The organism is Chondromyces apiculatus DSM 436, from assembly GCF_000601485.1.
Lineage (GTDB): Bacteria > Myxococcota_A > Polyangia > Polyangiales > Polyangiaceae > Chondromyces > Chondromyces apiculatus.
Window position 1 is genome coordinate 43,317 of the sequence record NZ_ASRX01000066.1, and the last position, 24,363, is coordinate 67,679.

Here is a 24,363-nt window from a genome sequence, read left to right on the forward strand (position 1 = left end):
TATCCTCCGCCGCCGTGACCGTGGACGCCCTCTCCCCCGAAGCGAAGACCGTGCCCCTGGATACCCTCGATGCGGCGCCTGCCGATGCCCCCGCGGCGCCGATCGTCGTGCCCACGTCTGCGCTCGCGCTCGCCCCGGCAGGCGCTGGCGCGAGCGCAGACGCGGACGCGGTCGAGGCGGCCGAGGCGGCCGAGGCGGTCGAGGTGAGGCCGCGGGTGTCCATCGTGGTGCCGGGCCTCAACGAGTCCGAGAGCCTCCCCGAGCTGGCGTCGCGGATCCAGAAGGTGCTCGGCGGCCGCGTCAGCTACGAGCTGATCTTCGTGGACGACGGGAGCACCGACCCCACCTGGAAGGTCATCGGCGAGCTCCGCGCCAAGGATCCGACGGTCAAAGGCATCCGGCTGCGCAAGAACTTCGGCAAGGCGACGGCGCTCACGGCGGGCTTCCAGAAGGCGCGCGGCGAGATCCTGGTCACCATGGACGCCGACCTCCAGGACGACCCGGCGGACCTGCCCACGCTGCTCGCGAAGATCGAGGAGGGCGAGGACGTGGTCGTGGGGTGGAAGGTGCAGCGCCTCGACCCCACCAACCGCCTCGTCCTCTCGCGCATCTTCAACGGCACCGTGCGGTGGGTGACGGGCGTGAAGCTCCACGACATGAACTGCGGCTTCAAGGCCTACCGCGAGGAGGTGATCCGCAACATCCCCATCTACGGCGATCTCTTCCGCTTCATCCCCGCGCTCGCCGCCTCGCAGGGCTTCCGCGTCGCCGAGGTCCCGGTCAAGCACCACGCCCGGCGCTACGGCAGCTCACGCTACGGCCTCGAGCGCATCCTGCGCGGGTTCTTCGATCTGCTCAGCGTGCTGTTCCTGACGCGCTACTCGAAGAAGCCGATGCACCTCTTCGGGCTGATGGGCCTGGTGTTCGCGGCCCTCGGTGTCTGCGTGAACCTCTACCTGACGGTGCTCTGGTTCCTCGGCTACAAGATCGGCGACAGGCCCCTGCTGCTGCTCGGGGTGCTGATGATCATCCTCGGGATCCAGTTCTTCTCGATGGGGTTCATCGGCGAGTTCCTCACCTTCCAGATGCAGCAGCGCACCATGAGGAACGATCTGCCGATCCGCGAGCAGCTCGGCTGAGAGCCCTGGTGGGATAGGCTCTCAAGCGCCGGCCGGGAGCGCCGCTGGGCACCCCGCGGCGTCGGTCGGCCTCTCCTGCCGCTACCAGCTCAGCGAAGGCTGCAAGGCGTGCTTGCCCTGGGGCTCCGCTGCCGCCCTGGTGTCGTCTTGAGGAGCCAGCAAGGGCTGCACGGCCTGCACGGCCTGCACACGCGGCGCCTTCACTGCAGGCGGCGCGGGCGGCGCGGGCAGCTTGCGCGGGCGCGCCGTGACTGGCTCGAGGACCACGGGCAGCGTCTCGGAGCCCGCCACCGAGATGTGATGAGGCGCGGGCGCGCTGGCGCGCAGCTCATGGGTGCCGTGCGACCTCGCGCGCGGTCCGTGGCATGCGGAGGGGCGCACCATGGCGTAGGCGGCGGTCGTCAGGAACGCGCACGCACCCAGCGCGACGAGCACCGAGCGCTGGCTGGCCGCGGCGGTGACGTGCACGTGCCTGGCGCTCTCTTCACCAGGATCGCGCTGGAGCCTGTCGAGCGCCATGCGGAGCTCCGCGAGCTCTGCCTCACGCGCGCCGAGCGAGGCCTCCCGCTCGCGGATCCTGGCCTCCAGCGTCTCGATGCGAGCACGCGCAGCGTCGAGGTCGTCGCGGTACGTCATCCCAAAAGTCTACCCCTTCCGGAGCCGACCGGAAGGGACTAGGAACCGAAGAGAGCCCATGAACACCCTGCTCGTAGCCCACGATTTCGACGAGACATCCGACCGAGCACTGGACGAGGCCATCGCCCTCGCCCGGAAGCTCGGTGCGTCCGTGAAGGTGGTCCACGTCTACAGTGTGCCGATCTACGCCTTTCCCGAGGGCTCGGCGTACATCCCGTCTGCCGCGGACGCAGCCCAGATCGGGGACGCCGCGCGCCGTCACCTCGACCACGTGCTCAAGACCCGCCAGGCGTCGAGCCCCGACGTTCCTCTGGAGGGCGTCCTCCGCTCCGGCATGACCGCCGAGGAGATCTGCAAGCTCGCGGACGAGATCGCGGCGGACATCATTGTCATCGGCACCCATGGCCGGGGCGTCATCGGCCGGGCCATCCTCGGCAGCGTGGCCCAGCAGGTGACGCGCCAGGCGCGCCAGCCCGTGCTGAGCGTGCGTATCCCCGGATGACGCACCGCAGAAACATGCCCGAAACATAAGGCAGATACCCCGAAGGGATGCAGATCGACTCCGGGGACACCGCCTGGCTCCTCGTCTCCACCGCCCTGGTCCTGTTCATGACCCCGGGGCTCGCTCTCTTCTACGGCGGCATGGTCCGCCGCAAGAACGTCCTCAGCACGCTGATGCACGCCTTCGCAGCGCTCGGAGTGATCAGCCTGCAGTGGATCCTCTTCGGCTACTCGCTCGCCTTCGGGCGCTCCCACGGCGGCCTGATCGGCGGCATGGATCACCTCGGCCTCGCCGGGCTCACCGGCGTGGCGCGCGGGACCGTACCGGCGCTCGCATTCTGCGCGTTCCAGATGATGTTCGCGGTCATCACCCCGGCGCTCATCGCCGGCGCGTTCGCCGAGCGGATGCGCTTCTCCGCGTACCTGATCTTCGCCGTGCTCTGGTCGACGCTCGTCTACGATCCGGTCGCGCACTGGGTGTGGGCCGAGGAGGGCTGGCTCTTCAAGATGGGCGCGCTCGACTTCGCGGGGGGCACCGTCGTGCACCTCGCGGCGGGGATCTCGGCGCTGGTCTGCGCCGTGGTGATCGGGCGCCGCACCGGGTGGCCCCACGAGCGGCACCAGCCCCACAACCTGACCATGACGCTCCTCGGCGCCGGGGTGCTCTGGTTCGGCTGGTTCGGGTTCAACGCCGGCAGCGCCCTGTCCTCGGGCGGCCTCGCCTCCATGGCCCTGGTGGACACGCACGCGGCAGCGGCGGCGGGCGCCTGCGGCTGGGTCGCCGTGGAGTGGGCGCAGCGCCGCAAGCCGACCGCGCTCGGCGCGGCCTCGGGCCTCGTCGCCGGCCTGGTGGGGATCACCCCTGCGGCAGGCTTCGTCTCGCCCCTCGCCGCGGTGGTGATCGGGTTCCTGGCGGGCGCCGTCTGTTACGCTGCCGTCTTGCTCAAGGAGCGGCTCCGCTACGACGACTCGCTGGATGCCTTCGGGGTGCACGGCGTGGGCGGCCTGCTCGGAGCGCTGCTCACCGGGGTCTTCGCGCAGAAGGCGCTGAACGAGGCGGGCCAGGACGGCCTGCTCGCCGGCAACCCCGGCCAGCTCGTCCCGCAGCTCGCGAGCATCGCCGCAGTCGGTGTGTACGCGGGCCTCGTCACCCTGGCCCTGCTCAAGCTCATCGACAAGGTGGTCGGCCTGCGGGTGCCCACGCCCGAGGAGCGAGAAGGGCTCGACGCCACCGAGCACGGCGAGACAGGCTACGCGCTGTGAGCCCCGCCGCGAGCGTGCCCGCCTGGTCCGACGTGGAGGCGGCGTGCGCGCGGCATGGGCTCGCGGTGCGGGGTGGGCTTCACCCGGCGCCCGACGAGGCGCTGCCCTCCCTCCAGGGCGTGCCCGCCGCGACGCTCGTCCTCGTGGGCAACGTCGGCCCCTCCATGTGGGAGGCCTTCGAGAGGGCGCGCGCGGCGCGGCCTGCGCTCGATGGGCTCGACACCTGGACGCATGAGGTGGTCACGGCGATCGCGGGAGACCTGGGCGCGCGCCCGCTGTTCCCCTTCGAGGGGCCTCCCTTCTGGCCGTTCCAGCGGTGGGCGCTGCGCGCGGAGCCGGTGCATCCGTCGCCGCTCGGGCTGCTCATCCACCCGATCTTCGGTCTGTGGCACGCCTACCGCGCGGCCCTGCTCTTTCCCGCGCGCCTCGCGCTGCCAGCGCGCTCCGATGCCCCGAGCCCCTGCGCGACGTGCGCCGATCGCCCCTGCCTCGGCGGGTGTCCGGTCGGCGCGTTCTCGGCAGGGGATCCGGTGACCTACGACGTCCCCGCCTGCGTCGCCCACCTCCGCAGCGAGCCCGAGGTCCCGTGCATGACGCGCGCCTGCCTGGCGCGGCGCGCCTGCCCCGTGGGCCGGGAGCACGTGTACCCTGCGCCCCAGCGTGCCCACCACATGCGCGCCTTCGTGGCGAACTTCCCCGTCACCCGTGTGGCGAGCGACTCCTGACGTAACCATGCCTGAGGATATCGCTGTCATTTCTCCATCCACCGAGGCGCTGTTCGGCCGGGCACGGGTCGGAGGTTGAGCATGGCGACGCCGCGCGCTGCGCGCTACGCGAAGCTCGGGGCGGTCGTCCTGGTGATCGTCGCGCTCGCGATCGCCTACCGCCTGGGCATCTTCACGCAGGTCGCCGACCCGAAGACCCTCGCCCAGACGCTCGTCGCGATGGGGCCGTGGGGATATCTCGCGTTCGTCGTCGCCTACACGGTCCTGCAGCCGTTCGGCGTCCCCGGGACGGTCTTCATCATCGCGGCGCCGCTGATCTGGCCGTGGAAAACGGCGTTCGTGCTCTCGATGGCCGGGACGATGGCCGCCAGCGTCGTCGGCTTCTCGTTCGCGCGCTTCATTGCGAGGGACTGGCTCTCGGCGCGCATCCCGGCGCGGCTCCGCAAGTACGACGAAGCGCTCGAGAGGAACGCCTTTCAGACCGTCGTCCTGCTGCGCCTGCTCCTGTGGATGCCGCAGGTGCTGCACTCCTTCCTCGGTGTCTCGAAGGTGGGGTTCTGGACCCACTTCTGGGGTTCGCTCCTGGGCTACATCCCGCCGCTTCTTCTCGTGAGCTACCTCGGCGGAGAGATGTTCGATCCTTCGGGGGGGCTGCAGCCCGGCGCGTGGCCAATTCTCGCCGGCCTGCTCATCGCCTCGCTGCTCATCGCCGTGATCGTCCGGGTCCGCGCGCGATGTCGTCGCCCCGCTCCAGGCGCTCCGTGACTGTCCGGACCCGATTCAGCGCGTTTGGCTCGGACCTTGGCGTCCTGATCAGCTCGGGGGCGTCGCTGGCGCTGTGGTAAGGGCAAAGGTGGGTAGGTGGGTGGGGACGTGGGGGGGATGGCGTCGCGCCAAGTGGAACTTTGTTGTCGCCGCGAGGAGGGAACTCCGGTCCTCCTCGAGGAGCAGAGCTGCGGAACCCTCGAACCCCTCCCCGTGACCACGTCCCAGGGTCCCTGAGACACCTCGGACCTTTCCAGCGGACAGGCTTCACCTGTTGTCGAGACACCTCAGGCTCATCGCCGTGACCACTTACCCGTGGCCATGAGGAAAGCTTCAGGGCGAACGATATAGTGAGGCCATGCCTGGAGCGCTCCCGTCCTCGAATCCAGCAGAGCTTGAGACGAAGACGTTCAGCGTGACCTCCCTTCTCGATGGAATCCGCAAGGGACGCTTCCGGATTCCGAGGTTCCAGCGTGGGTTCCGGTGGGATGACGAGGATCGTCGGCAGCTCCTCGACAGCTTGCAGCTCGGCTACCCCGTGGGAACGCTGCTGCTCGCGCGCGGGGAAGCCCCGGCGGATAGTGTCATGCTCGGAAGCGCGACGTTTCAGGTTCCCGCGACGAACGATGCGCTCTGGGTCGTGGATGGTCAGCAACGTCTCAGTGCGCTGGCCATGTCACTGCTTGAAGAGCACCTGGGCACCTACAGACCCATCTTCTTCGATCTGGAGCAGAACAAGTTCGTGCTCGGCGTGCGACGTCGCGCACCTCCTCCGCACTGGCTTCCAACGCATGTCCTCGCCAGCTCTTCCAGCTTGAACCGATGGTTGCGCGACGCGGGAGTACCCGATGCGCTGTCCGACAGGGCAGACGATATCGCTCAGCGGATTCGCGAGTACATCATTCCGGCCTACGTCGTGCCCTACGATGGTCACGATGACAGCGTACTGAAACGGATCTTCGAGCGTACCAACCGCCGCGGAAGGGCGCTTGAAAGTCACGAGGTCTTCGAAGCGCTGCATACCGGTGTGGGCGGCGAGAAAGGGCCCATCGATCGCGTCAGGAAGGATCTCGCGCAGCTCGGATTCGGCTTGATCGAGAAGGTCGACGTGGAGCGAAGCGCCTTGGCAGTCCTGGGTGGCGATCCTGGGAAGTCTCTCCATGAGCAGGCCCCTGGTGCTCCTGAAGAGATCTCGGCGTTGTTCGAGCGAGTCTCTTCGAGCCTCGGGCTGACCATCGAGTTTCTTGCCGAGGATGCTGGTGTTCCTCACGTGGAGTTGCTGCCGTATTCCGGTGCTCTCTTCACACTCGCACGGTTCTTTTCACGCCACCCCAGGCCTCACCCCCGCAATCGAGATCTTCTTTCGCGCTGGTTCTGGAGAGGAACGCTGAACGAGGACCATCGCACCAACTACACGGTGGATCGAAGACGGTGGCGCGCGATCGACGACGACGAGCACCGCTCCGTCCAGAGGCTTCTGTCGTTGCTACCAGCGGTGGCCGAGAAGGACCTGGCAACGGAGCTGCTCAAGCCTTACCGCCGCAGCACCGCGCGGGCCAACACGGAGCTGCTCGCCATGTACAGCCTGGGTCCCAGGTTGCTCACCGGTGAGGACCGCGGTCAGCAGGTATCGATCGCCGCGCTGGTTGGTTCCAAAGGGCTTTCTCCCTGCCAGCTCGTCGAACCGCTCAGTACGGAGGGACGGACGAGCGCGCTGCTGCTCCTGCACCCGAGCGTGTCTCCCGATGCGCTGAAGGCCGAGCCCCCTAGTCCCGAGCTTCTGAAGACACACGGGATCGACATGATTGCTTTTCAGGCCTTGCTGGAAGGGAACATCGCCGAGTTCATCGAGCGGCGCTCGGAAGCGCTGGCGAGACACCTGCGTACCTTCCTCCGGGAACGAACGGCGTTGCACGCTCCAGACAAGGACCGAGCGCCCATCGATGCCTACTTCGAGGACGAGAGCGCCTGATGCTTGAAGTGATGTTGCACGGAAGCCATGTGGGGAGGCTCGTTCGCGAGGAGGGATCGTCGATCGTGGCGTTCATCCTGGACGAGGAATACCTGCGTGACGAGGGGCGCGATGTGCTCGGACAGCAGTTCGAGGACCGGCGCCACCACCGCATGTTCCGGCAGGCAGCGCATCCCGGCCAGCTCCCCCACTTCTTCGCCAACCTTCTGCCCGAAGGCGCGCTCCGGGACATCGTGGCAGCACAGAGCACGGGGAGCGACGACCTGGCGGTCCTCGCGATGCTGGGAGAGGATCTACCCGGTGCAGTCATGATGCGCGCGTCCTCCCCGGAAACGGCAGCGAGTGACACACGCGGTTCGGTGTTCGATGAACCCAGCGCTGACAGCGAGGAACCGCCCTCCGATACGCTGCGCTTTTCCCTGGCGGGCGTGCAGCTCAAGTTCTCCGCGGTACGCGAGGAAGGGAATCGCTTTGCCCTACCCTTCAGCGGCCGGGGAGGGAGGTGGATCCTGAAGTTCGGCTCGACGCAGTATCCCCTGCTGCCCGAGAACGAGTTCTGGACGATGCGATGGGCCTCCCTGGGTGGACTCAACGTTCCGCACCACGAGCTGGTACCTGCAGCGTCGATCAGAAACCTGGATTCACGCTTTCTCGAACTCGGGGAGAACGTATTCGCCATCGAACGGTATGACCGTTCGCCCGATGGGTCCCGCGTGCATCAGGAGGATTTCGCCCAGGTCCGGGGAGTGCTGCCGAGCCACAAATACCGCAGGGCCAGCTACGAGGGCCTCGGACGCCTCGTGGGTGCTCTGTGCGGGCGTGACGACATGATCGAGTTCATGCGTCGCGTGGTCTTCACCATTCTCTCAGGCAACGGCGATGCTCACCTGAAGAACTGGGCGCTCGTATATCCCGATCGGCGCACCGCGCGCCTCTCCCCAACCTACGATCTGGTGTTCGTGCGGTGCTACCTGCCCGCGGACAAGCTCGCATTCCCCCTCGCCAAGGAGCAGGACCCACAAAGGATTGGCTGGGACCACCTCGCACGCATCGAGGGCTACTTCCAGGAACGGGGCCTCGACATCCCACTCGTGGCGACGTCGAGGGAGTTCGTATCGCGCTGCCTGGATGTCTGGCAGCAATGCCGGATGGATGTCGGGGAGACGTACCGGACGAAGCTGGAGGCCCATCTGGCCACCCTCCCCCTGGTGCGCAGCAGGTAGGGAGGGTCGCGGCGTCTCTGTCCTCAGGCTTCCTGGTTGGCGGGGATGGCGGCGGGGGGGGGCTCGGGCGGGGCGGCGGTGAGCACGGAGATGACGTTGCGCTCGCTCATGGCGGCGAGAAGGCCCTCCCGGACCTCGGTCTGGGTGAGGAGGCGCGCGATCTCGGACATCAGCTTCAGCTCGGCGTCGAAGTCGCGCGGAGGCGTCAGGACCAGGAACACGAGGCGGGCGCCCTGGCCGTCGGGCGCGTCGAAGTCCACCTCGCGCAGGGCCCTGCCGAAGGCGAGCATGGGCTTGGTGAGGCCCTCGACCTCCGCGTGAGGCAGGGCCACGCCTTCGCCGACGCCGGTGCCCGCGAGGATTTCGCGCTTCATGACGGCCGCGGTGAAGCGCCCGGAGTCGCCGGGGTGACCCGTCCGCTCGGCGAGGCTCCCGCAGAGGGAGGCGATGATCTGCTCGCGGGTGGTGGCGGGAACATCGAGCTGGATCGCGCCCTCCTGCAGGAGGGACACGATGGGGTTCAGCGACGGGCGGAGCAGGCGCGACATGGCCGGGCCGGAGAGGATGGAGGTGAACAGGGCCATGATGACCAGGGCCACGAAGACCTGCTGGTTGATGATCCCCGCCTGCAGGGCCGTCACGGCGAGGAGGATCTCCATGGCGCCGCGGGAGTTCATGCCGAAGCCGATGGCGAAGGACTGACGCCACGCGACGCGGCCCATCCGGGCGCCCGCCGCGCAGCCCAGGATCTTGGCGATGCAGGCGATGAGGATGATGACCAGGGTGAGCTTGGCGTCGAAGCTGGCGACGAAGTCGACGCGCAGGGCCATGGTCGCGAAGAAGACCGGGGTGAAGACGCTGGTCACGAAGTCGTGGAGGATCTTGCGGGTGTGCTCGCGCAGGCGGGGGGAGTCGCCGACGGCGATGCCCATCACGAAGCCGCCGAAGACGGCGTGCATGCCGAGCGCCTCGGAGCCAGCGGCGCCGAGGAGGGCGAGGACCATGATCATCGACAGGACGCGGCCGGTGTTGGCCTCCTGGCGCTTCTCCATCCAGGCCAGGGCGCGGTCGGCGAGGGGCCGGACCACGGCCAGGGTGACGAGGACGAAGCCGAGGGTCATTCCGAGCGACTTCGCGACGCTGCCCACGGAGGCGGAGCCAGGCGCGGCGAAGCTCGCCGACAGGGCGCTGAAGCCGACCCAGCCGATGAGGTCGTCGACGACCGCCGAGGAGAGCACGAGCAGGCCGAACTCGGTCTTCATCAGGCCGAGATCCAGCAGGGTGCGGGCGATGACCGGCAGCGCGGAGATGGAGAGGGCAATGCCCAGGAAGGCCGCGTGGAGGCCGCGCTGGTTGGGATCCGCGAGGGCCTGGTCGGGCAGCACCTGGCCCAGGCCGAAGCCGAGGGCGAAGGGGACGATGATGCCGAGGATGCTGGTCAGGAAGACGACCCGGCTGCTCCTGCGCACCACGGTGAGGTCGATCTCCAGGCCCGCGACCACGAGGAGGAGGACCACGGCGACCGTGGTGTAGGACTGGATCCAGGTGGCGACGCCGGGCGCTGGCGGGAAGAGCCACGCCGATGCCCCCGGCGCGATCCTGCCGAACACGGTCTTCCCGACGACGATACCTGCGATGATTTCCCCGACCACCGCCGGGAATCCGAGCTTGCCCGCCAGCTCACCGAGGAGCCGCGCCGCTCCGAGGAGCACCGCCAGCGAGAGCAGAAAGAGGATGACGTCGTGGTGCATCGACCGAAGGTAGCGCCTGGAGCACGACCGGGCGAGCCTTAGGGCCGGAAGGCAGGTTCCGGTTGCCTCTACAAGGCCCTCCCGCTAGCTTGCGCCCCCACTTTCCGACGTGGCGCGCCCTCCCGGGCGGCCCTTCAGCACGGAGCATCGAGCATGAGCGGCCACTCCAAATGGGCCACGATCAAGCGGAAGAAGGGCGCCCTCGACGCGAAGCGAGGCAAGCTCTTCACGAAGCTCATCAAGGAGATCACCGTCGCGTCCCGCATGGGTGGCGGTGATCCGAACGGCAACCCCCGCCTCCGCAAGGCCGTCAACGACGCCAAGGGGCAGGCGATGCCCGCGGACACGATCAAGCGCGCCATCCAGCGCGGCACCGGCGAGATCGAGGGGGCGAACTACGAGGAGATTCTCTACGAGGGCACCGGGCCCGCCGGGACGATGTTCCTGATCGAGGCGATGACCGACAACCGGAACCGCACGGTCGCCGAGATCCGCAAGATCTTCGAGAAGAACAACGGGCAGCTCGGCGCGGGTGGCTCGGCGCAGTGGGCCTTCGATCGCAAGGGGGTGATCACCCTGGCGAAGGAGTCGGCGAACGAGGACCAGCTCATGGAGGTCGCCGTCGGCATGGGCGCCGACGACTACTCCGATCAGGGCGAGGAGTGGCAGGTGCTGAGCGGCACCGACGCGCTCGACGGGGTGGCGAAGGCGCTCGAAGAGGCGAAGATCCCCGTGAAGTCCTACGGGCCCGGCTACATCCCCAAGACGAAGAAGGCGGTCTCGGAGCGCGACGCCGAGGTCTGCCTGAACCTGTTCGACGCGCTCGACGACCACGACGACGTGCAGAACGTCTACGCGGACTTCGACATCGCCGACGACGAGCTGGCGAAGATCTCCTGAGCGCTGGCGCCGGCGACGGGCTGGCGAAGATCTCCCGAGCGCCCGCGCCCGCGCCCGCGCCAACGACAGGCTGACGCGCGCCTCTCAGGGGGATTGGGGAGAGGCGCCCTGAGCGCGCGCCTCTCCGCGGCTCAGAGGATGGGGCGCCGGGAGTGGTGCGCAGGTTCGTCCGCAGGTGGGGCGGGGAGGACGAGGCCGCGCAGGCCGTCGACGCGGATCCGGACGCCTTCCTTGAGGCGGCGGGTGCCGTCGCCGGTGCCCATGACAGCAGGGATGCCGTACTCGCGCGCGACGATGGCGGCGTGGGAGCTCTGGGCGCCGGTATCGACGACGACCGCGGCGGCGCGCTGGAAGAGCGGGGTCCAGGCGGGGTTGGTGAAGGGGGCGACGAGCACGTCGCCAGGGCGGAGCTTGCCGAACTCCTGGACGCTGCGGACGACGCAGGCGGGGCCGTCGGCGATGCCGGGGCTGCCAGGGGTGCCGCTGACAAGGACATCGCTCGGGACGTGGGCGCTGTGGCGGTAGAGGGCAGGGTCGACGACAGGGGTGTCGGTCAGGGCGTCACGCAGGGCGCGCCGGCGGGCGACGCGAGCGCGCAGGTCGGCGGTGAGGTCGGCAGGGGGCGGGAGGACGCCGCCGACGCGCTCCACCTCCTCCAGGCGGAGGTGGAAGATGTCCTCGGGGGCGTCGAGCACCTGGGCGGCCTGGAGGCGGCGCCCCAGTTCGAGGAGCGTGCGCCGGAGGATGGGCATGGGGAGGGTGCCGTAGAAGTGGGTGTCCTCGCGGATCTCGGGGAGGGTGCGGGCCTCGTCGAGGATCTGGAGGAAGGCGGCGCGCAGGGGCGCGGGCCGGAGGACAGGGTGGGTGAGCAGGTCATCGCGCGCGGCTTCCCAGGAGGGCACGGTGGGTCCGGGGCGGTGCTCAGGGGGCTCCACGGCGGAGAGGGACCTGAGCATGCCGAGCACGACCTCGGGCGCGTCCTTCCAGGTGGGCTCGACGAGGGTGAACATGACGGCTTCGCGGTGGCCGTAGTGGTCGAGGAAGGCGCGGAGGTCGGCGAGGAGGGCGCGGCCCTCGGGCTGGGCCGAGAGGGCGGCGTGGAGGGCGGCAGGGTCGTGCTGCGGGTCGGCAGGGTCCTGCTGCGCGAAGGTGGCGGCGAGGCTGGGGGTCGAGCGCACCTTGGCGGCGAGTGCGGCGAGGGCGCGGTTCGCCTCCAGGGTGCGGGTGTCGAGGCCGCTGAGGAGCAGGTCGAGGCGGTCCTCATGCTCGAACATCCAGAGTGAGGTCTTGAGGAGGCCGAGGGAGAGCATCGCCCTCGGGTAGAAGCGGGTGCGCGCTTCGCCGAGGAGCGCTCGGGGCAGGGCGAGGGCCTCGTGCACGGTGGCGAGGAGCTCGTCCCAGGAGAGCGAGGCGAGGTCGCGGGCTTCGAGGGCGCGGGCGCGGGCGCGGGCTTCGTCGATGTCGGGGAGCGAGCGCCAGGCGCGGGGGTCGTGGCGGGCGCAGAGCCAGAGGAAGCGGGCCGGTCCGAGGAGGAGCCTCGGGGTGGGGCGGAGCTTGAGGCCGCTCTCCATGCGCACGATGACGCTGTCCTCCACCGTGAACATCTCCTCGAAGCCGGGGGTGGTGATGCCGAGGTGGCTGAAGGAAGGGACGACGGCGCGGTCGTAGATGCCGGGGCCCCAGGTGGTCAGGTCCATGGGATAGGGCCGGACCGAGAGCATGTCGGCGAACTGCGCGACGGGGTTCTCCTTGGGGATGGGGGCGCGGGGCTTTGGTTGCGGGAGGGCGGTGATGGGGCGGGCCTGGAGGATCCAGGGGGTGCTGCCCACGAACGCCCACTCGATGTCCTGGGGGGCGCCGAAGTGTCGGGCAATCCTGGCGCCGAGCCGGGCGAGGGTGCGGAGGGCGTGGTCGGGGAGCGCGGGGATGTGGGTGCTCCCGGGGAGGGCATCGGAGACGAGGTGCTCGATGCCGCCCCCGGCCTGGGAGCGCACGAGGAGCTCGCGGCGGCCGAAGCGGCGGGTGACGATGCGGTAGCCGACGAGACGCTTGCGGAGGACGAAGTGGTCGGGGGTGACGAGCCCGGAGACGACGGCTTCGCCGAGGCCGGGGCTGGCGTCGATGACCGTCTCGTCCTCCGCGCCGGTGAGGGGGTTCGCGGTGAAGAGCACGCCGGCGACGTCGGCGTCGAGCATGCGCTGGAGGACGACGGCGATCTTGATGGCAGCGTGGTCGAGGCCCTGACGTTCGCGGTAGAGGATGGCGCGGTCGGTCCAGAGCGAGGCCCAGCAGCGGCGCACGGCGGCGAGGAGCGCGGGGACGCCGATGACATTGAGGAAGGTGTCCTGCTGGCCAGCGAAGGCGGCCTCGGGGAGGTCCTCGGCAGTGGCGCTGGAGCGGACCGCGAGGGGACCTCGGCCGAGATCCTGAGCGGCGACGGTGATGGCGCGCGCGATGTCGTCGGGGATGGTGGCGGCCTCGAAGGCGCGGCGCAGTGCTTCGCCGTGCGCCACGCCCTCGCGCGCAGCGGCGGCGAGGAGGGGGCCGAGGCCGGCGTGGGCGACGAAGCGGTCGTAGGCCTCGGTGGTCACGACGACGCCGTCCGGCACCGGGAAGCCGGCGCGGATCAGGGCGCCGAGGTTTGCGCCTTTGCCGCCAGCGAGGGCGAGGTCCTCGCGGCCGAGGACGTACATCGAGGCGACGAGCGAATGCGCGTGGGTGCGCGTAGCTTTGGGTCCCGTGGGCTCCTGGGGAGATGACGATGGTGCGCTCATGGGGGCGCACTTCACCACGGGTTGACGCTGGATGCAGCGCCGGTGCCTGGTTCCACGCTCGCGTCGCGATCCTCGGTGCGGTGAGGTCCGTTGACGACGGAGGCCGCGCTGCAGTGACGCAGTACCTGGTACTCCGTTCCCAAGTTCGTCCCGAGTCCTCGGCTCGGCGTTCGCGCGAAGCCACGGGGGTAGCGACCATCGGGAGCGTAGGGACCGAAGGTCCCTGCACCAGGGTACGCAGTACTTAAGGGCGCCAGAGGGGGAAGCTCGCCACGGCCCAGGAGAAGAAGGCGTGGGCGAAGACTGCGGGAGCGAGCCGTCCCTTGAGGAGGACCAGGCGTCCCCACACGAGGCCGCAGCCGAGGGCGGCGATGACGAGCAGAGGGTTCGGGCCGGCCGCGGGATCACCGAGAAGGATGAGGGTGGGGAGGTGCGCGAGGCCGTAGAGGAGGGTGGAGAGGAGCAGGGCCGAGACGGGGCCGAGCGGATCCATGAGGGCGCGCATCGCAAGGCCGCGCCAGACGATCTCCTCGAGAGCGGCGATGCCGAAGACGGCGCCGCCGAGGATCATGCGGTTCACGACGTCGGGGCCGCCGAGGTGCAGGTAGAGGCGGAGGATCCAGGCTTCGCGCGGCGAGCCATGGGGCGAGAGGAGCAGGCTCGCGCCCATGGTGACGCCGTAGAGGAGCGCCGCGGCCAGGGCGCCGAAGGCGAGGTCGCCAGCGCGGGGGAAGAGCTGGGCGCGCAGCTCGCCGCGGCGGCGGAGCCAGAGGATGGTGAGGGCCGCGCCAGGGACGTAGACCGTGGCGAGGGAGGAGAGCATGTCCGTGGCGCCAGCGCGGGAGGGCGAGAAGGCCCAGCCGACACCGAGGGCGGTGATGACGGTGGCGAGCGCGGCGAGGAGGAGGGCCTGCTGGCGCGATGCGCGCGGGGGTTTGCGGGGGTCGGTGAGGCGGCCGTCGACAGTGGTGCGCGGCTCGGCCGGATCGTCGGGGCTCGCGTCGTCAGGGCTCGCGTCGTCGGGGCTCGCGTCGTCGGGGCTCGCGTCGTCGGGGCTCGCGTCGCGGTGGGTGAGATCCGCAGTCATGGGGTGCGCGGCGCCTCGGGGCGGCACAGGGATACCACGCGGTCGAGGATGCGGTCGGCGAGCTGGGGCTTGGGGAGGACGCCGAGGGCGTCGGCGGCGTCGCGGGTGACCAGGAAGGCGCGGTTGTCGTCGCGCCCGAAGGCGTCGCGCGCGTGGTTGGCCACGACCATGTCCACCTGCTTCGTGTCCAGCTTGCCGCGGGCGGCGGCGATGACGCGCTCGTCGGTGTCGGTCTCCACGGCGAAGCCGATGAGCACCGGGCGGCGCTCCGGGGTCGCGGCCTGGGCGGCGCGATCGGCACGGGCAGCGCCGATCTCGGCGAGGAGGTCAGGGTTCGGGACGAGATCCAGGGTCATCGCGTCGCGCGAGCGCTTCATCTTGGAGGGGCGCTCCTCGGCGGGGCGGTAGTCGGCGACGGCGGCGGACATGATGAGGGCGTCGGCGGCGGAGAGGTCGGAGCCGAGCGCCTCCCAGAGAGCGTCGCGCATGGCGAGGGCGCTGCGCACGTCCTCGCGGCGCACCCCCAAGGGTGTCGGCAGGGCGACGGGGCCCGCGAGGAGCAGCACGTCGGCGCCACGCGCTGCGGCGCGCTCGGCGATGGCGAAGCCCATCTTGCCGGTGGAGCGGTTGCCGAGGAAGCGCACCGGGTCGAGGTCCTCGACGGTGGGGCCGGCGGTGATGACCAGGCGAAGACCGGCGAGGTCCCGGGGGAGAGCGCGGGCGAGGGCAGCGGCGACGATGACCTCGGGGTCGGCCATGCGGCCGAAGCCGCGATCGCCGGAGGCGACCTCGCCCTCGACAGGGCCGACGAGCTCGATGCGGCCGTCCTGCTGGAGCTGGGCCACGTTGCGGAGGGTCGCGGGGTGGGACCACATGCGCGGGTGCATGGCGGGGGCAGCGAGGACCGGGCCGCGCGCGCAGAGGGAGAGGGCCGTGACGAGATCGTCGGCGCGGCCTTGGGCGAGGCGCGCGAGGAGGTCGGCGGTGGCGGGGACGAGCAGGATCACGTCGGCCTCGGCGGCGAGCGCGACGTGCAGCTCGCCGGGGAAGCCCGGGTCCCACATGGTCTCGCGCACGGGCTCACCGCAGATGCCGCTCAGGGTGAGGGGGCCGATGAACTGCTGGGCGCTGCGGGTCATCACGGGGATGACCCTGGCGCGCGCCTTGATGAGCAATCTCGCGACCTCGACGGCCTTGTAGGCGGCGATGCTCCCGGAGACGGCCAGCGCGACGGTGGGCATGGAAGGCGCGGAAGCTCGCATGGATCGGGGCGCGAGAGAAGGCGCGAGGGGGGCGAAGGGGATGAAGCGCGCCGATCAGGACGGCTTCTCGTCCTTCTTGCGCTTCTTCGAGTCCTTGCCGTCCTTGCCCTCCTTCTTGTCCTTGCCCTTGCTCCCCTTGCTCCCCTTGCCTTCCTTCTTGTCCGCGTCGCCTTTGCCGCCCTTGCCGCGGCCCTCCTTGGCGCGCTCTTCCTTGTCCTTGTCGGACTTCGCGCGGCCTGACTTCGCGCGATCCGAGCCGGCATGGTCGGCGTCGGCGTCATCCTTGTCCGACGGTTCACCCTTCGCGTGATCGCGCTGCTCTTCGCTGTCGGCCGCGGCGGAGGCGCGGGTGGTGAGGATGAGGAGAGGGCCGTCCTCACCTTCCCCTTCGCGGCCGCGGAACCGGACCAGGGCGTCGGTGTAACCCTTCGCGCCGGTGCGGCCTGGCTCGCGGCTCTCGGTGGTGCCGCCGCCGGGCTCGGGGGCCGTCGCGCCCGAGCTGCGGATGTCGGGGCCCTGGGTGATGACCAGGTACTCGTCGACGGTGTACTCGGGGTGGTTGTCGTCGACAGCCTTGGCTTCGAGGTCCTTGGGGCCAGCGCCGACGTGCACGATCTGGGTGGTGGGCGGGTAGCTGTCGGTCCACTTCTCGCGCTGGGCGTAGGCGCCGTCGCGCACCACCCGGGAGCTCGTGGTCTTGAAGCCGGGGATGCCGCGCTGGCCGATGATCCGCGTGCCCTCGGGGAGCTTGGGGGTGGGGCGCTCGATCTCGTCGAAGGGCAGCACCTCGTCGATGCGGCGGAAGTAGCTGACGGTGAGGTCGCGGTTCGGGCCGAGGATCTCGGCGCGCACGACGCCCCCCGCGACGGTCTCGTGCAGGACGATGGGGAAGTCGAAGTTGTTGCGGAAGCGGTAGTTGATGGTCGGGTAGACGACCGTCGCGTCGAGGCCGAGCTTGATGTAGTAGCTCGGCCGCGAGTGCGGGTAGCGCTCCACGATCTCCAGGCCGGCGAAGAAGGCGGCGCCGTGGAGGGTGCCGGAGATCTGGCAGGTGCCGCCGCCGAGGCCGTCGACGAGCTCTCCCTGGGCGATGACGGTGGCGACGCGGTAGCCGTGCGCCTCGTCGCGGGGGCCGACGACCTCGTTGAAGTCGAAGATCTCTCCGGGCAGCACCACCACGCCGTCGAGCTTCGAGGCGGCGAGGCGGAGGTTGTAGGTGCGGGCCGCGGTGCGCTCGCCCTGGGTGTAGCGGGTCTCGAAGTAACCGAGGACGTGATCGAACTTGACGTTGCCGAGCCTGGACGAGACGAGCTTGGGCTGGATGGTCTCGGCGGCGACCTCGACCGCGTCCTTGCCGAGGCGCAGCGCGATCTCGACGCGGGCCAGGGTGCTGTAGACGTCGAGCCGGTAGCCGACCTTCTCGGGCTTGAGCGTCCTGTCCTGGAGGTCGACGTAGGCGTCGGTCGCCGGGACGTCGAGCTCGTCCTTGAGATCGAGGAGGAGCGCGAGGACGGCCTGGCGGTTGATGGCGAGCGAGACCGGCAGATCCAGGGGGGCGTCGCCGTGCTTGGCGTGGTGGGCGACAAGGAGCTGGCTGCCAGGACGCTGGGCCTCCTGCACCAGGTCCGCGATGCGCACCCGGTTGATCTCGACGCCCAGGTCGTTGCGCTTGAGCGCACGGGTCGTGCCGTCGGGCAGCTTGAGCTGGATCGTACCGTTGGCGTAGCGGCGCACCAGATCGATGGCGTTGGCGAGCACGTCTCCCGTGGTGGGGACGGCGACGCCGCCGATGCGCAGCTCGGGCAGGGCGGGCGGCTTCTCCGGAGGAGGCGGGAGGAGCAGGTAGGTGATCGCGATCCCGCTCGCGATGTAGACCGCGGCGAGCGCCACGAAGCGCCTCAGCTCGGGCGTGCGGCGGCGCTTCGGTCGGGGCTCCATGGGGGCGCCATCTTGAGAAGCCCGGGCGGAGCCGTCAAGCGAACGGCGGAAACATGCTGCGTCCACGTGAGGGGGTGGTTGGTGCTCGACCCAACCACGGGCGGATCCAGGGAGCAAAGCGTGCACACGTGAGCCGCGCGGCATCAGAAATGTATCGAGGTGTCCTCCGTGGCGCTGATGGGCGGCGCACGCACGGGGGCCGCGCATGAAGGGCTTGATGGGTGTGATGGCGGGGGTGGTGATCGTCTCGACGGTCGGGTTCGTGTCCAGCCGCGCGCCCGCCAGGCCGAGCGAGGATCTGGGCCGAAGACCCGCGTCGACCCCCCTGCGCGCCGACGCGCCGAGCGTCGTGCTGATCACGCTGGACGGGGTGCGCTGGCAGGAGATCTTCCGGGGCGTGGACCCGAAGCTGGCGAAGCGGGCGCGGCTGCCGGAAGCCTCGGTGCAGAAGGCGGAGGACCTGCTCCCGTCGATGCGCGGGCTGTTCTTCGAGGGTGGGACGGTGCTCGGCGATCCGTCGCGCGCCGGGGGAATCTCGGCGTCGGGGCCGCGGTTCATCAGCATGCCGGCGTACCTGGAGCTGCTGACGGGGTCCGCGAGCGACTGCAAGGACAACGGGTGCACGCCGCGGCTCTCGCAGTCGCTCACCGACGACGTGGGAGGGCTGCCGTCGGTGACGAGGCGCGAGGACGTGGCCGTGTTCACGTCGTGGGAGAAGCTGTCCCTGCCGGCAGCGCTGCCCGCAACGTCGCCGGGAGCGGCGCCCGCCGGGGTGTTCGTGAGCGCGGGGCGACCGGCGGACGATGCCACACCGCCCTTCCCCGGCGTGGAGCGTTACCGGCCGGATCACGCGACGGCGGCGGCGGCCATCGGCCACCTCGTGAAGCACCAGCCGCGGTTCCTCTGGGTGGGTCTCGGGGACACCGACGAGTGGGCGCACCGTGGGGATTACCGGGGGTACCTCGACGCGCTGCGGTTCGCCGACAGGTTCATCGGGGAGGTGGTGCAGCACCTCGCGGAGATGGGGGAGTACGGGGAGAAGACGATGGTCTTCGTGACCACCGACCACGGGCGCGACAAGGAGTTCGACGATCACGGTGGGCCCGCGTCGGCAGGGGTGTGGTTCATGGCGCGCGGTGGAGGACTGCCAGCGCACGGGGTGATCGGGACGCAGATGCAGCGTCACCTGCGCGACGTGGCGCCCACCGTGCGGAGCTTGCTCGGGTTGCCGGCGCGGCAGTGCGCGGGGTGCGGCGAGGTGATGCTGGAGCTGCTGCCCGACGGTGCGTGAGGGGCGCCGCGGCGCGTGACCGGTCAGGGAAGAGGAGGGGCGGAGGCGGAGGCGGACAGGTACGCAGAGACGGACGCAGACGCAGACGCGAACGCGGATAGAGGTACCGGCACGCGGGGCGTCAACCGCCGGGGTTCGTGTTGGTCATGGCGAGGAGGGCGATGACCACCAGGATCAGGACGAGGGCGATGCCGCCGAACAGGACGAGCTGCGCGCGGTTCGCCTGACGGGCGCGGATGGCCCAGGGCGCGCGGCGGAAGTCGGGGAACCTCCCCATGGATGCGGGTGGGGGGGCAGAGGCGGGGCGGTGGACGGGCACCGCAGGAGGCGCAGACGGATAGCGGTTGGGCTGGGACAGCTTGGGCTGGGACAGGGAGACGGACCGCCCCTCGGCAGCGGCGGCCGCGGCCTGAACGATGGCCGCCAGCTCGGGCGAAGAGGCCCCGGAAGGTGCGACCGGGAGAGGGTTCTGCGTGGGGCGGTTGGCGGAGAGGGACGGCAGGCGGGACGTGGGGGCCTGGTCTCCCTGAGCGAGCTGCTCGGCTTCGCGGATCGCGGCGCGGCGCTGCTCCCCGCGCGGGCCCACCAGGCGGCGCATGTACGCGGCCACGTCCTCGGCGCCGATCTGCGCGTCGGGCGGGGTCACCCGCTCCAGGGCGCGGAGCACCTCCAGCATGGTGGAGAACCGATCGTCGGGCGCGGGCGCGAGGGCGCGGAGGACGACGGCCTCGATGTCGGGCGACATGGTGGGCACGATGCTGCGCGGCGGCGTGGGAGGCCCGCCCGAGGTGATGCGGCGCATGATCTCGAAGTCGGTGTCGCCCTGGAAGGGGTGCTTGCCGGTGAGCACCTGGTACAGAATGATGCCGAGCGCGAAGATGTCGGTGCGGCGGTCGATGGGGTCGCCGCGGAGCTGCTCGGGCGCCATGTAGGGGGCGCGGCCCTTCAGCGAACCGATGCGGGTGGTCTGCTTGTTCAGCGCGGCCTTGGCGACGCCGAAGTCCACGACCTTCACCATGCCGTCGTAGCCGATGAGGATGTTCTGAGGAGAGACGTCGCGGTGCACGAGGCCCGCGAGCGTGCCATCGGGGCTGCGCAGCTCGTGCGCGGCGTGGAGGCCGGCGCAGACCTGCTTGATCACGCGCAGAAGGATGGGGAGCGGGATGCCGCCCTGGTTCCGGGCTTCGCGGAGCACGACGTTGAGCGGCTCGCCATCGACCCACTCCATGACCTGGTAGAGGGCACGGTCTTCCTCGCCGAGGTCGAGGATCTCGACCACGTTGGGGTGGCGGATCTGGGAGATGAGCGACGCCTCGTCGAGGAACATCTGCTCGAAGTCGTCGTCGTCGCTGAGCTCGTTGCGCATCAGCTTCACGGCGACGATCTTGCGGAAGGAGCCCGTCGTGCGCGCGGCCCACACCGTCGCCATGCCGCCGAGGGCGATGGGGACGAGGAGCTGATACCGGCCGAGCGTGTGGCCAGCTCCGACGTTTCCGAGGCCGCTCATACCCCGGCCCCAGGCTTGCAGAGAAGGCAACGAGACTCAACCGTGAAGGCAGAGGCGCCCGTCCTCGCGCGCTGACGCTTCACGAGGTGGCACCCGACGTGGGTACGGGGATCACCTTGCGCAGGGCGGTGAGGTGGCGCCGCGAGACCCCGGAAACGGCAAGGATCTGCGCGTCCGTGGCCTTGCGGAGGGCCTCCATGGAGCCGAGCTCGCGCAGCAGCGCCTTGCGCGTCGCGGCGCCGATGCCAGGGATGTCCTCCAGCTCGGAGCGGAGCCTGCGGGCCTTGCCCAGGCGCTTGCGCGCGTGGTTGGCGAAGCGGTGCGCCTCGTCGCGGGCGCGGGCGAGGAAGAAGAGCGCGGAGCTGGTCGACCGCAGCGGGATGCCGTTCTTCTGGCCGGGCAAGTAGACGCGATCGACCATCTTCTCGCCCGTCACGGTCTCCCGCTCCTTGGCGAGGCCCACGATGGGCAGGCCGTGGAGGCCGAGGTCGTGGGCGGCCGAGAGCGCCACCTGGAGCTGCCCTCGGCCACCGTCGACGACCAGCAGATCGGGCAGGTCCCACTCCGAGCCGGCCGCAGGCGCGGGCGTGGAAGGAGGTGCGGCACCTGGCGCATCGGCCTGCGCGGAGGCCTCGGCCAGCAGCGCAGCGTCGACCAGCGGCAACCGCCTCACCACGGGAGCCGCATCACCCGCGGGCACAGCCAAGAGGCTCGGTGGCGCTGCCGTGGCAGACGGCTCGGAAGGTGCGCCCTCGGCGAGGCGCATCGCTGCCGTACCAGCGGTCACTCCGGAGGTAGCTGCGCTGTCGGTATCCTCCTCCTCCGGTTCCTCTTCACCGCTCTCCCCGTCGGCCCCTTCCTCCGTCTCGAGATCCTCCGCCAGCAGCTCTTCCACGGGCATCTCCTCGACCGAGACCACGGCCGGGGCGACGCCTTCCCCTTCGGCGCTCTCGCCGACCGTGCTGTCCGTGCGCTCTGTCAAAGGCGCATTCGCGCGATCGCGGGCTGCCTTGCCGCGACGGAACCGCCGGGCCAGGACCTCGTACATCGCGCCGTAGTCGTCGCCATCGGCGGTGCTCTTCACCCGGAAGGAGCGGTAGCGCTTCTTGTCCGGCTGACCATCGGTGAGCGCCACGATGGAGCCCACCGTGTCACCACCGCCCAGGTGCGAGATGTCACAGCACTCGATCCGCCGGGGCAGCGTGGGGAGGCGCAGCCGCTCGCGCAGCTCTTCGAGCCGCGACTCCAGATCGTCGGAGCTGCGCTGCTTCTCGCGGAAAGCGTGGGCGGCGTTCTCCATGGCCATCTTCACCAGGTCCACACGCGGGCCACGCTGCGGCGCGAGCAGCACCACCTTGCGCCCGCGCTGCTCCGTGAGCAGCTCCGCGATGCCGTCGGCCCCCTCGGGCAAGGCGGGCAGGACGATCTCGTCGGGGAGGTCCGGCGCCGCGCCGTGGTACTCGTTGAGGAAACCCGCGAGGACCTCCTCGTCGGGCAGCTCCATGTTGCGCAGCGAGAAGGAGAGGGTATCGGTGAGGCGACCACGCCGCACGAGGAGCAGCTCGACCTCCACGAGCGAGCCTTCACGGTACAGCCCGACCACGTCCTGATCCACGTCGCGGGAGGTCACCACCCGCTGCTCCTCGCGCACGGCCTCCACCGCGCGGAGCTGGTCCCGGTAGATGGCGGCCAGCTCGAAGTTGAGGTCGCGCGAGGCGTCCTTCATGCGCTGGGTGAGCATCCCGGTGAGCTCGTCGTGGCGGCCCTCCAGGAACATCGACACCGACCGCACCATCTCCGCGTAGATCGGCCTGTCCACCTCGTACACGCACGGGGCCAGGCAGCGCTTGATCTGGTACTGGAGGCAGGGCCTGCGGCGCGCCACCATCTCTGCGTCGGAGCAGGTGCGGAGCTGGAAATGCTTGTTGACGAGGTGCTGCGTGCGCCGGGCGCTGGAGGCCGAGTGGTAGGGGCCGAAGTAGCGCGCCTTGTCCGCCTTGTCGGGGAGGGGGCGGCGCACGGCCTCCAGCATCGGCCACTCCTTGCGCGGATCGATGCGGAGCCAGAGGAAGTCCTTGTCATCCCGCAGCTTGACGTTGAACCGCGGCTGGTGCTGCTTGATGAGCTGGTTTTCGAGGACCGCCGCCTCCTTCTCGGTGGCGGTGACCACCGTCTCCAGGTCGGCGACGATGCGGCGCAGGATGGGGATGAAGTAGCGGTTGTCGCTCCCCCCCTCCTGGAAGTAGCTGCGCACGCGCGAGCGGAGGCTCTTGGCCTTGCCGACGTAGATGACGGCGCCTGTCTTGTCGATGAACAGGTAACAGCCGGGCTTGACCGGGAGCGAGCCGAGCTTCGCCTCGATCAGCGCTTCGCGGTCAGTGCCTTCGGTCCGTTCCTGCTTGGTGCCCTCGGTCGACACGGCATGTCGGTCTAGCACGGATGGTGCGCGCCCACCTCCTCTGGCGGGCGCTCCGCGAGGATGAGAACGTTGGAGAACGGCGTCTTCCCCCACGCGGATCGGACGTCGCACCGGAACCCGAGCGCCTCGAGGAGGGCCACGAATTCCTGTGGATGTCGGAAGCGGACGCGCTCCCCTCGGTTCCAGCGGATCGCCGTGAAGACCCGCTCCTCCAGCAGGGTCATGACGCTGCGCAGCCGGCGGCTGGGGTCTGCCTCCCGGATGACGAGGCGCCCACCCGGGCGAACCGCTGCCGCAGCGCGTCGCAGGATCGCGTCCTGCTCGGGCAGACGGAAGTAGTGGAGCAGGTCGATGAGGAGAACGGTATCCGCCTCTCCCAGCTCGGCTTCTCGGGCATCGGCGCGCCACATCTCCGCAGGAAGTCCCGCCGCAGCCCGGCGGGCGTCCGCGATCTTCGCCTCGTCCCAGTCGGTGCCGCGCACCCGCGTCGCGCGCCCGAGATCCAGGAGGAGCAACGGGAGCTGGCCGGCGCCGGTACCGATGTCGAGCACCTCTCCCAGGGCCCCGGGCTGCTCTCCGGCGATGTCGGCGACGAGGCGCGCCACGGGATCGCTGATCAGCTTGATGCGGGTGTAGTGGAACCGCGCGCGCTGCGTCGCCGTGTACCCTCGCTCGGGGCAGTAGCGGGAGGCGACCCGCTCGACGGCCTGGATCCAGGGAGGGGTGTCCGGCGGCAGCCGGTAAGGCCCCGGCCCGAGACCGCTGCCCGCGACGAAGCGGCGGCGCAAGGAGACCACGCCCCAGGTGAGGAGGGCGCCCCCCGCGGCGAGCGCGATCCCGACCACGGGCGCGCCGAGGAACATGTAGCCCGCGAACCGCGCCCAGGCGTCGGCGTGGGTGACCTCCTGGTCCAGCCGCAGCACCTCGCCGCGCTTCAGCAGCGCGCCCACCTGCACCTCCGCCGTCAGCAGGGCCGGAGCGAAGAAGGGGTTCGAGATGTTCGCGGCGACCCACGCGATGGCGGCATCGAGCCGGAACCAGAAGCAGAAGAGCAGCACGAGCGGCGTGTGGCAGCCGAAGATGGGCTGCGACCCGATGAACAGGCCGATCGCGACCGCCGCCGCGCCGCGCGCTGGCGAGAGATCGCTGCCCCGCAGCTCGCGCCAAGCCCTCCGCGCCTCTTCACGGAGCAGGGAGAACCGGGCCACGC

General features: G+C 70.2%; 18 protein-coding genes. 9 read left to right on the top strand and 9 right to left on the bottom strand.

Annotation, left to right across the window (positions count from 1 at the left end; translation table 11 throughout):
* Positions 1-14 precede the first annotated feature (14 nt).
* Positions 15-1,139: a glycosyltransferase family 2 protein gene (locus CAP_RS32890; RefSeq protein WP_231511823.1), complete on the top strand. Its 1,125-nt coding sequence runs from the start codon at positions 15-17 to the stop codon at positions 1,137-1,139.
* Between the two features lie 81 nt (positions 1,140-1,220).
* Here the strand turns inward: CAP_RS32890 and CAP_RS46055 are convergent, their stop codons facing one another.
* Positions 1,221-1,775, bottom strand: coding sequence for a hypothetical protein (locus tag CAP_RS46055; RefSeq protein ID WP_052376453.1), 555 nt, complete (start codon positions 1,773-1,775; stop codon positions 1,221-1,223).
* 58 nt (positions 1,776-1,833) lie between these two features.
* On the opposite strand from CAP_RS46055, the gene CAP_RS32900 reads away from it, so the two are divergent.
* From CAP_RS32900 to CAP_RS32925, 6 genes are all read left to right on the top strand, one after another.
* Complete coding sequence (locus tag CAP_RS32900) at positions 1,834-2,277, top strand: universal stress protein (RefSeq protein ID WP_044248101.1); 444 nt, start codon at positions 1,834-1,836, stop codon at positions 2,275-2,277.
* A gap of 47 nt (positions 2,278-2,324) precedes the next feature.
* Positions 2,325-3,539 carry an ammonium transporter gene (locus CAP_RS32905; protein ID WP_044248102.1) on the top strand — a complete coding sequence of 405 codons (1,215 nt, stop codon included), beginning with the start codon at positions 2,325-2,327 and terminating at the stop codon, positions 3,537-3,539.
* A complete protein-coding gene (locus tag CAP_RS32910; RefSeq protein ID WP_231511824.1) occupies positions 3,536-4,264 on the top strand; it encodes a hypothetical protein in 729 nt (242 codons plus the stop codon). The genes CAP_RS32905 and CAP_RS32910 overlap by 4 nt, the downstream gene beginning before the upstream one ends.
* A gap of 81 nt (positions 4,265-4,345) precedes the next feature.
* Positions 4,346-5,029 (top strand): TVP38/TMEM64 family protein, encoded by a 684-nt coding sequence (locus CAP_RS32915; protein WP_044248104.1) that lies wholly within the window; start codon positions 4,346-4,348, stop codon positions 5,027-5,029.
* Positions 5,030-5,387: 358 nt separating this feature from the next.
* Complete coding sequence (locus tag CAP_RS32920) at positions 5,388-7,001, top strand: DUF262 domain-containing protein (RefSeq protein ID WP_044248106.1); 1,614 nt, start codon at positions 5,388-5,390, stop codon at positions 6,999-7,001.
* Positions 7,001-8,224 carry a type II toxin-antitoxin system HipA family toxin gene (locus CAP_RS32925; RefSeq protein ID WP_044248108.1) on the top strand — a complete coding sequence of 408 codons (1,224 nt, stop codon included), beginning with the start codon at positions 7,001-7,003 and terminating at the stop codon, positions 8,222-8,224. Before CAP_RS32920 ends, CAP_RS32925 begins: the two co-directional genes overlap by 1 nt.
* A gap of 23 nt (positions 8,225-8,247) precedes the next feature.
* On the opposite strand, the gene CAP_RS32930 is transcribed toward CAP_RS32925, so the two are convergent.
* Entirely contained in the window at positions 8,248-9,975 is a 1,728-nt protein-coding gene (locus tag CAP_RS32930) for a cation:proton antiporter domain-containing protein (RefSeq protein ID WP_052376454.1), read from the bottom strand.
* Positions 9,976-10,128: 153 nt separating this feature from the next.
* On the opposite strand from CAP_RS32930, the gene CAP_RS32935 reads away from it, so the two are divergent.
* Complete coding sequence (locus tag CAP_RS32935; RefSeq protein ID WP_044248110.1) at positions 10,129-10,875, top strand: YebC/PmpR family DNA-binding transcriptional regulator; 747 nt, start codon at positions 10,129-10,131, stop codon at positions 10,873-10,875.
* Positions 10,876-11,006: 131 nt separating this feature from the next.
* Here the strand turns inward: CAP_RS32935 and CAP_RS32940 are convergent, their stop codons facing one another.
* The 4 genes from CAP_RS32940 to CAP_RS32955 form a co-directional block, all read right to left on the bottom strand.
* Complete coding sequence (locus CAP_RS32940) at positions 11,007-13,649, bottom strand: PEP/pyruvate-binding domain-containing protein (protein WP_081865520.1); 2,643 nt, start codon at positions 13,647-13,649, stop codon at positions 11,007-11,009.
* A 244-nt stretch (positions 13,650-13,893) separates the two neighbouring features.
* The gene (locus CAP_RS32945; protein ID WP_044248161.1) at positions 13,894-14,736 is read right to left on the bottom strand and encodes a CPBP family intramembrane glutamic endopeptidase; all 843 of its coding nucleotides are present in this window, start codon (positions 14,734-14,736) and stop codon (positions 13,894-13,896) included.
* Positions 14,733-15,977, bottom strand: coding sequence for a bifunctional phosphopantothenoylcysteine decarboxylase/phosphopantothenate--cysteine ligase CoaBC (coaBC, locus tag CAP_RS32950; protein ID WP_231511825.1), 1,245 nt, complete (start codon positions 15,975-15,977; stop codon positions 14,733-14,735). The genes CAP_RS32945 and coaBC overlap by 4 nt, the downstream gene beginning before the upstream one ends.
* 75 nt (positions 15,978-16,052) lie before the next feature.
* A complete protein-coding gene (locus tag CAP_RS32955; RefSeq protein ID WP_081865515.1) occupies positions 16,053-17,936 on the bottom strand; it encodes a VanW family protein in 1,884 nt (627 codons plus the stop codon).
* Between the two features lie 217 nt (positions 17,937-18,153).
* Between CAP_RS32955 and CAP_RS32960 the strand changes: the two genes are divergently transcribed.
* The gene (locus tag CAP_RS32960) at positions 18,154-19,227 is read left to right on the top strand and encodes an alkaline phosphatase family protein (RefSeq protein ID WP_044248115.1); all 1,074 of its coding nucleotides are present in this window, start codon (positions 18,154-18,156) and stop codon (positions 19,225-19,227) included.
* Positions 19,228-19,348: 121 nt separating this feature from the next.
* On the opposite strand, the gene CAP_RS46060 is transcribed toward CAP_RS32960, so the two are convergent.
* The 3 genes from CAP_RS46060 to CAP_RS32975 all read right to left on the bottom strand — a co-directional run bounded on the left by CAP_RS46060 (position 19,349) and on the right by CAP_RS32975 (position 24,361).
* Positions 19,349-20,734 carry a serine/threonine-protein kinase gene (locus CAP_RS46060; protein ID WP_052376456.1) on the bottom strand — a complete coding sequence of 462 codons (1,386 nt, stop codon included), beginning with the start codon at positions 20,732-20,734 and terminating at the stop codon, positions 19,349-19,351.
* A gap of 79 nt (positions 20,735-20,813) precedes the next feature.
* The gene (uvrC, locus tag CAP_RS32970; protein ID WP_044248116.1) at positions 20,814-23,153 is read right to left on the bottom strand and encodes an excinuclease ABC subunit UvrC; all 2,340 of its coding nucleotides are present in this window, start codon (positions 23,151-23,153) and stop codon (positions 20,814-20,816) included.
* 11 nt (positions 23,154-23,164) lie between these two features.
* Positions 23,165-24,361 carry a DUF2062 domain-containing protein gene (locus CAP_RS32975; protein WP_044248118.1) on the bottom strand — a complete coding sequence of 399 codons (1,197 nt, stop codon included), beginning with the start codon at positions 24,359-24,361 and terminating at the stop codon, positions 23,165-23,167.
* Positions 24,362-24,363 lie beyond the last annotated feature (2 nt).

Coding starts and splice junctions, on each gene's coding strand:
- CAP_RS46060 (WP_052376456.1), bottom strand. CDS start 20,734: ATGAGCGGCCTCGGAAACGTCGGAGCTGGCCACACGCTCGGCCGGTAT.
- CAP_RS32955 (WP_081865515.1), bottom strand. CDS start 17,936: ATGGAGCCCCGACCGAAGCGCCGCCGCACGCCCGAGCTGAGGCGCTTC.
- CAP_RS46055 (WP_052376453.1), bottom strand. CDS start 1,775: ATGACGTACCGCGACGACCTCGACGCTGCGCGTGCTCGCATCGAGACG.
- CAP_RS32935 (WP_044248110.1), top strand. CDS start 10,129: ATGAGCGGCCACTCCAAATGGGCCACGATCAAGCGGAAGAAGGGCGCC.
- CAP_RS32905 (WP_044248102.1), top strand. CDS start 2,325: ATGCAGATCGACTCCGGGGACACCGCCTGGCTCCTCGTCTCCACCGCC.
- CAP_RS32920 (WP_044248106.1), top strand. CDS start 5,388: ATGCCTGGAGCGCTCCCGTCCTCGAATCCAGCAGAGCTTGAGACGAAG.
- CAP_RS32900 (WP_044248101.1), top strand. CDS start 1,834: ATGAACACCCTGCTCGTAGCCCACGATTTCGACGAGACATCCGACCGA.
- CAP_RS32945 (WP_044248161.1), bottom strand. CDS start 14,736: ATGACTGCGGATCTCACCCACCGCGACGCGAGCCCCGACGACGCGAGC.
- CAP_RS32915 (WP_044248104.1), top strand. CDS start 4,346: ATGGCGACGCCGCGCGCTGCGCGCTACGCGAAGCTCGGGGCGGTCGTC.
- CAP_RS32930 (WP_052376454.1), bottom strand. CDS start 9,975: ATGCACCACGACGTCATCCTCTTTCTGCTCTCGCTGGCGGTGCTCCTC.
- coaBC (WP_231511825.1), bottom strand. CDS start 15,977: ATGCCCACCGTCGCGCTGGCCGTCTCCGGGAGCATCGCCGCCTACAAG.
- CAP_RS32925 (WP_044248108.1), top strand. CDS start 7,001: ATGCTTGAAGTGATGTTGCACGGAAGCCATGTGGGGAGGCTCGTTCGC.
- CAP_RS32960 (WP_044248115.1), top strand. CDS start 18,154: ATGGGTGTGATGGCGGGGGTGGTGATCGTCTCGACGGTCGGGTTCGTG.
- CAP_RS32940 (WP_081865520.1), bottom strand. CDS start 13,649: ATGAGCGCACCATCGTCATCTCCCCAGGAGCCCACGGGACCCAAAGCT.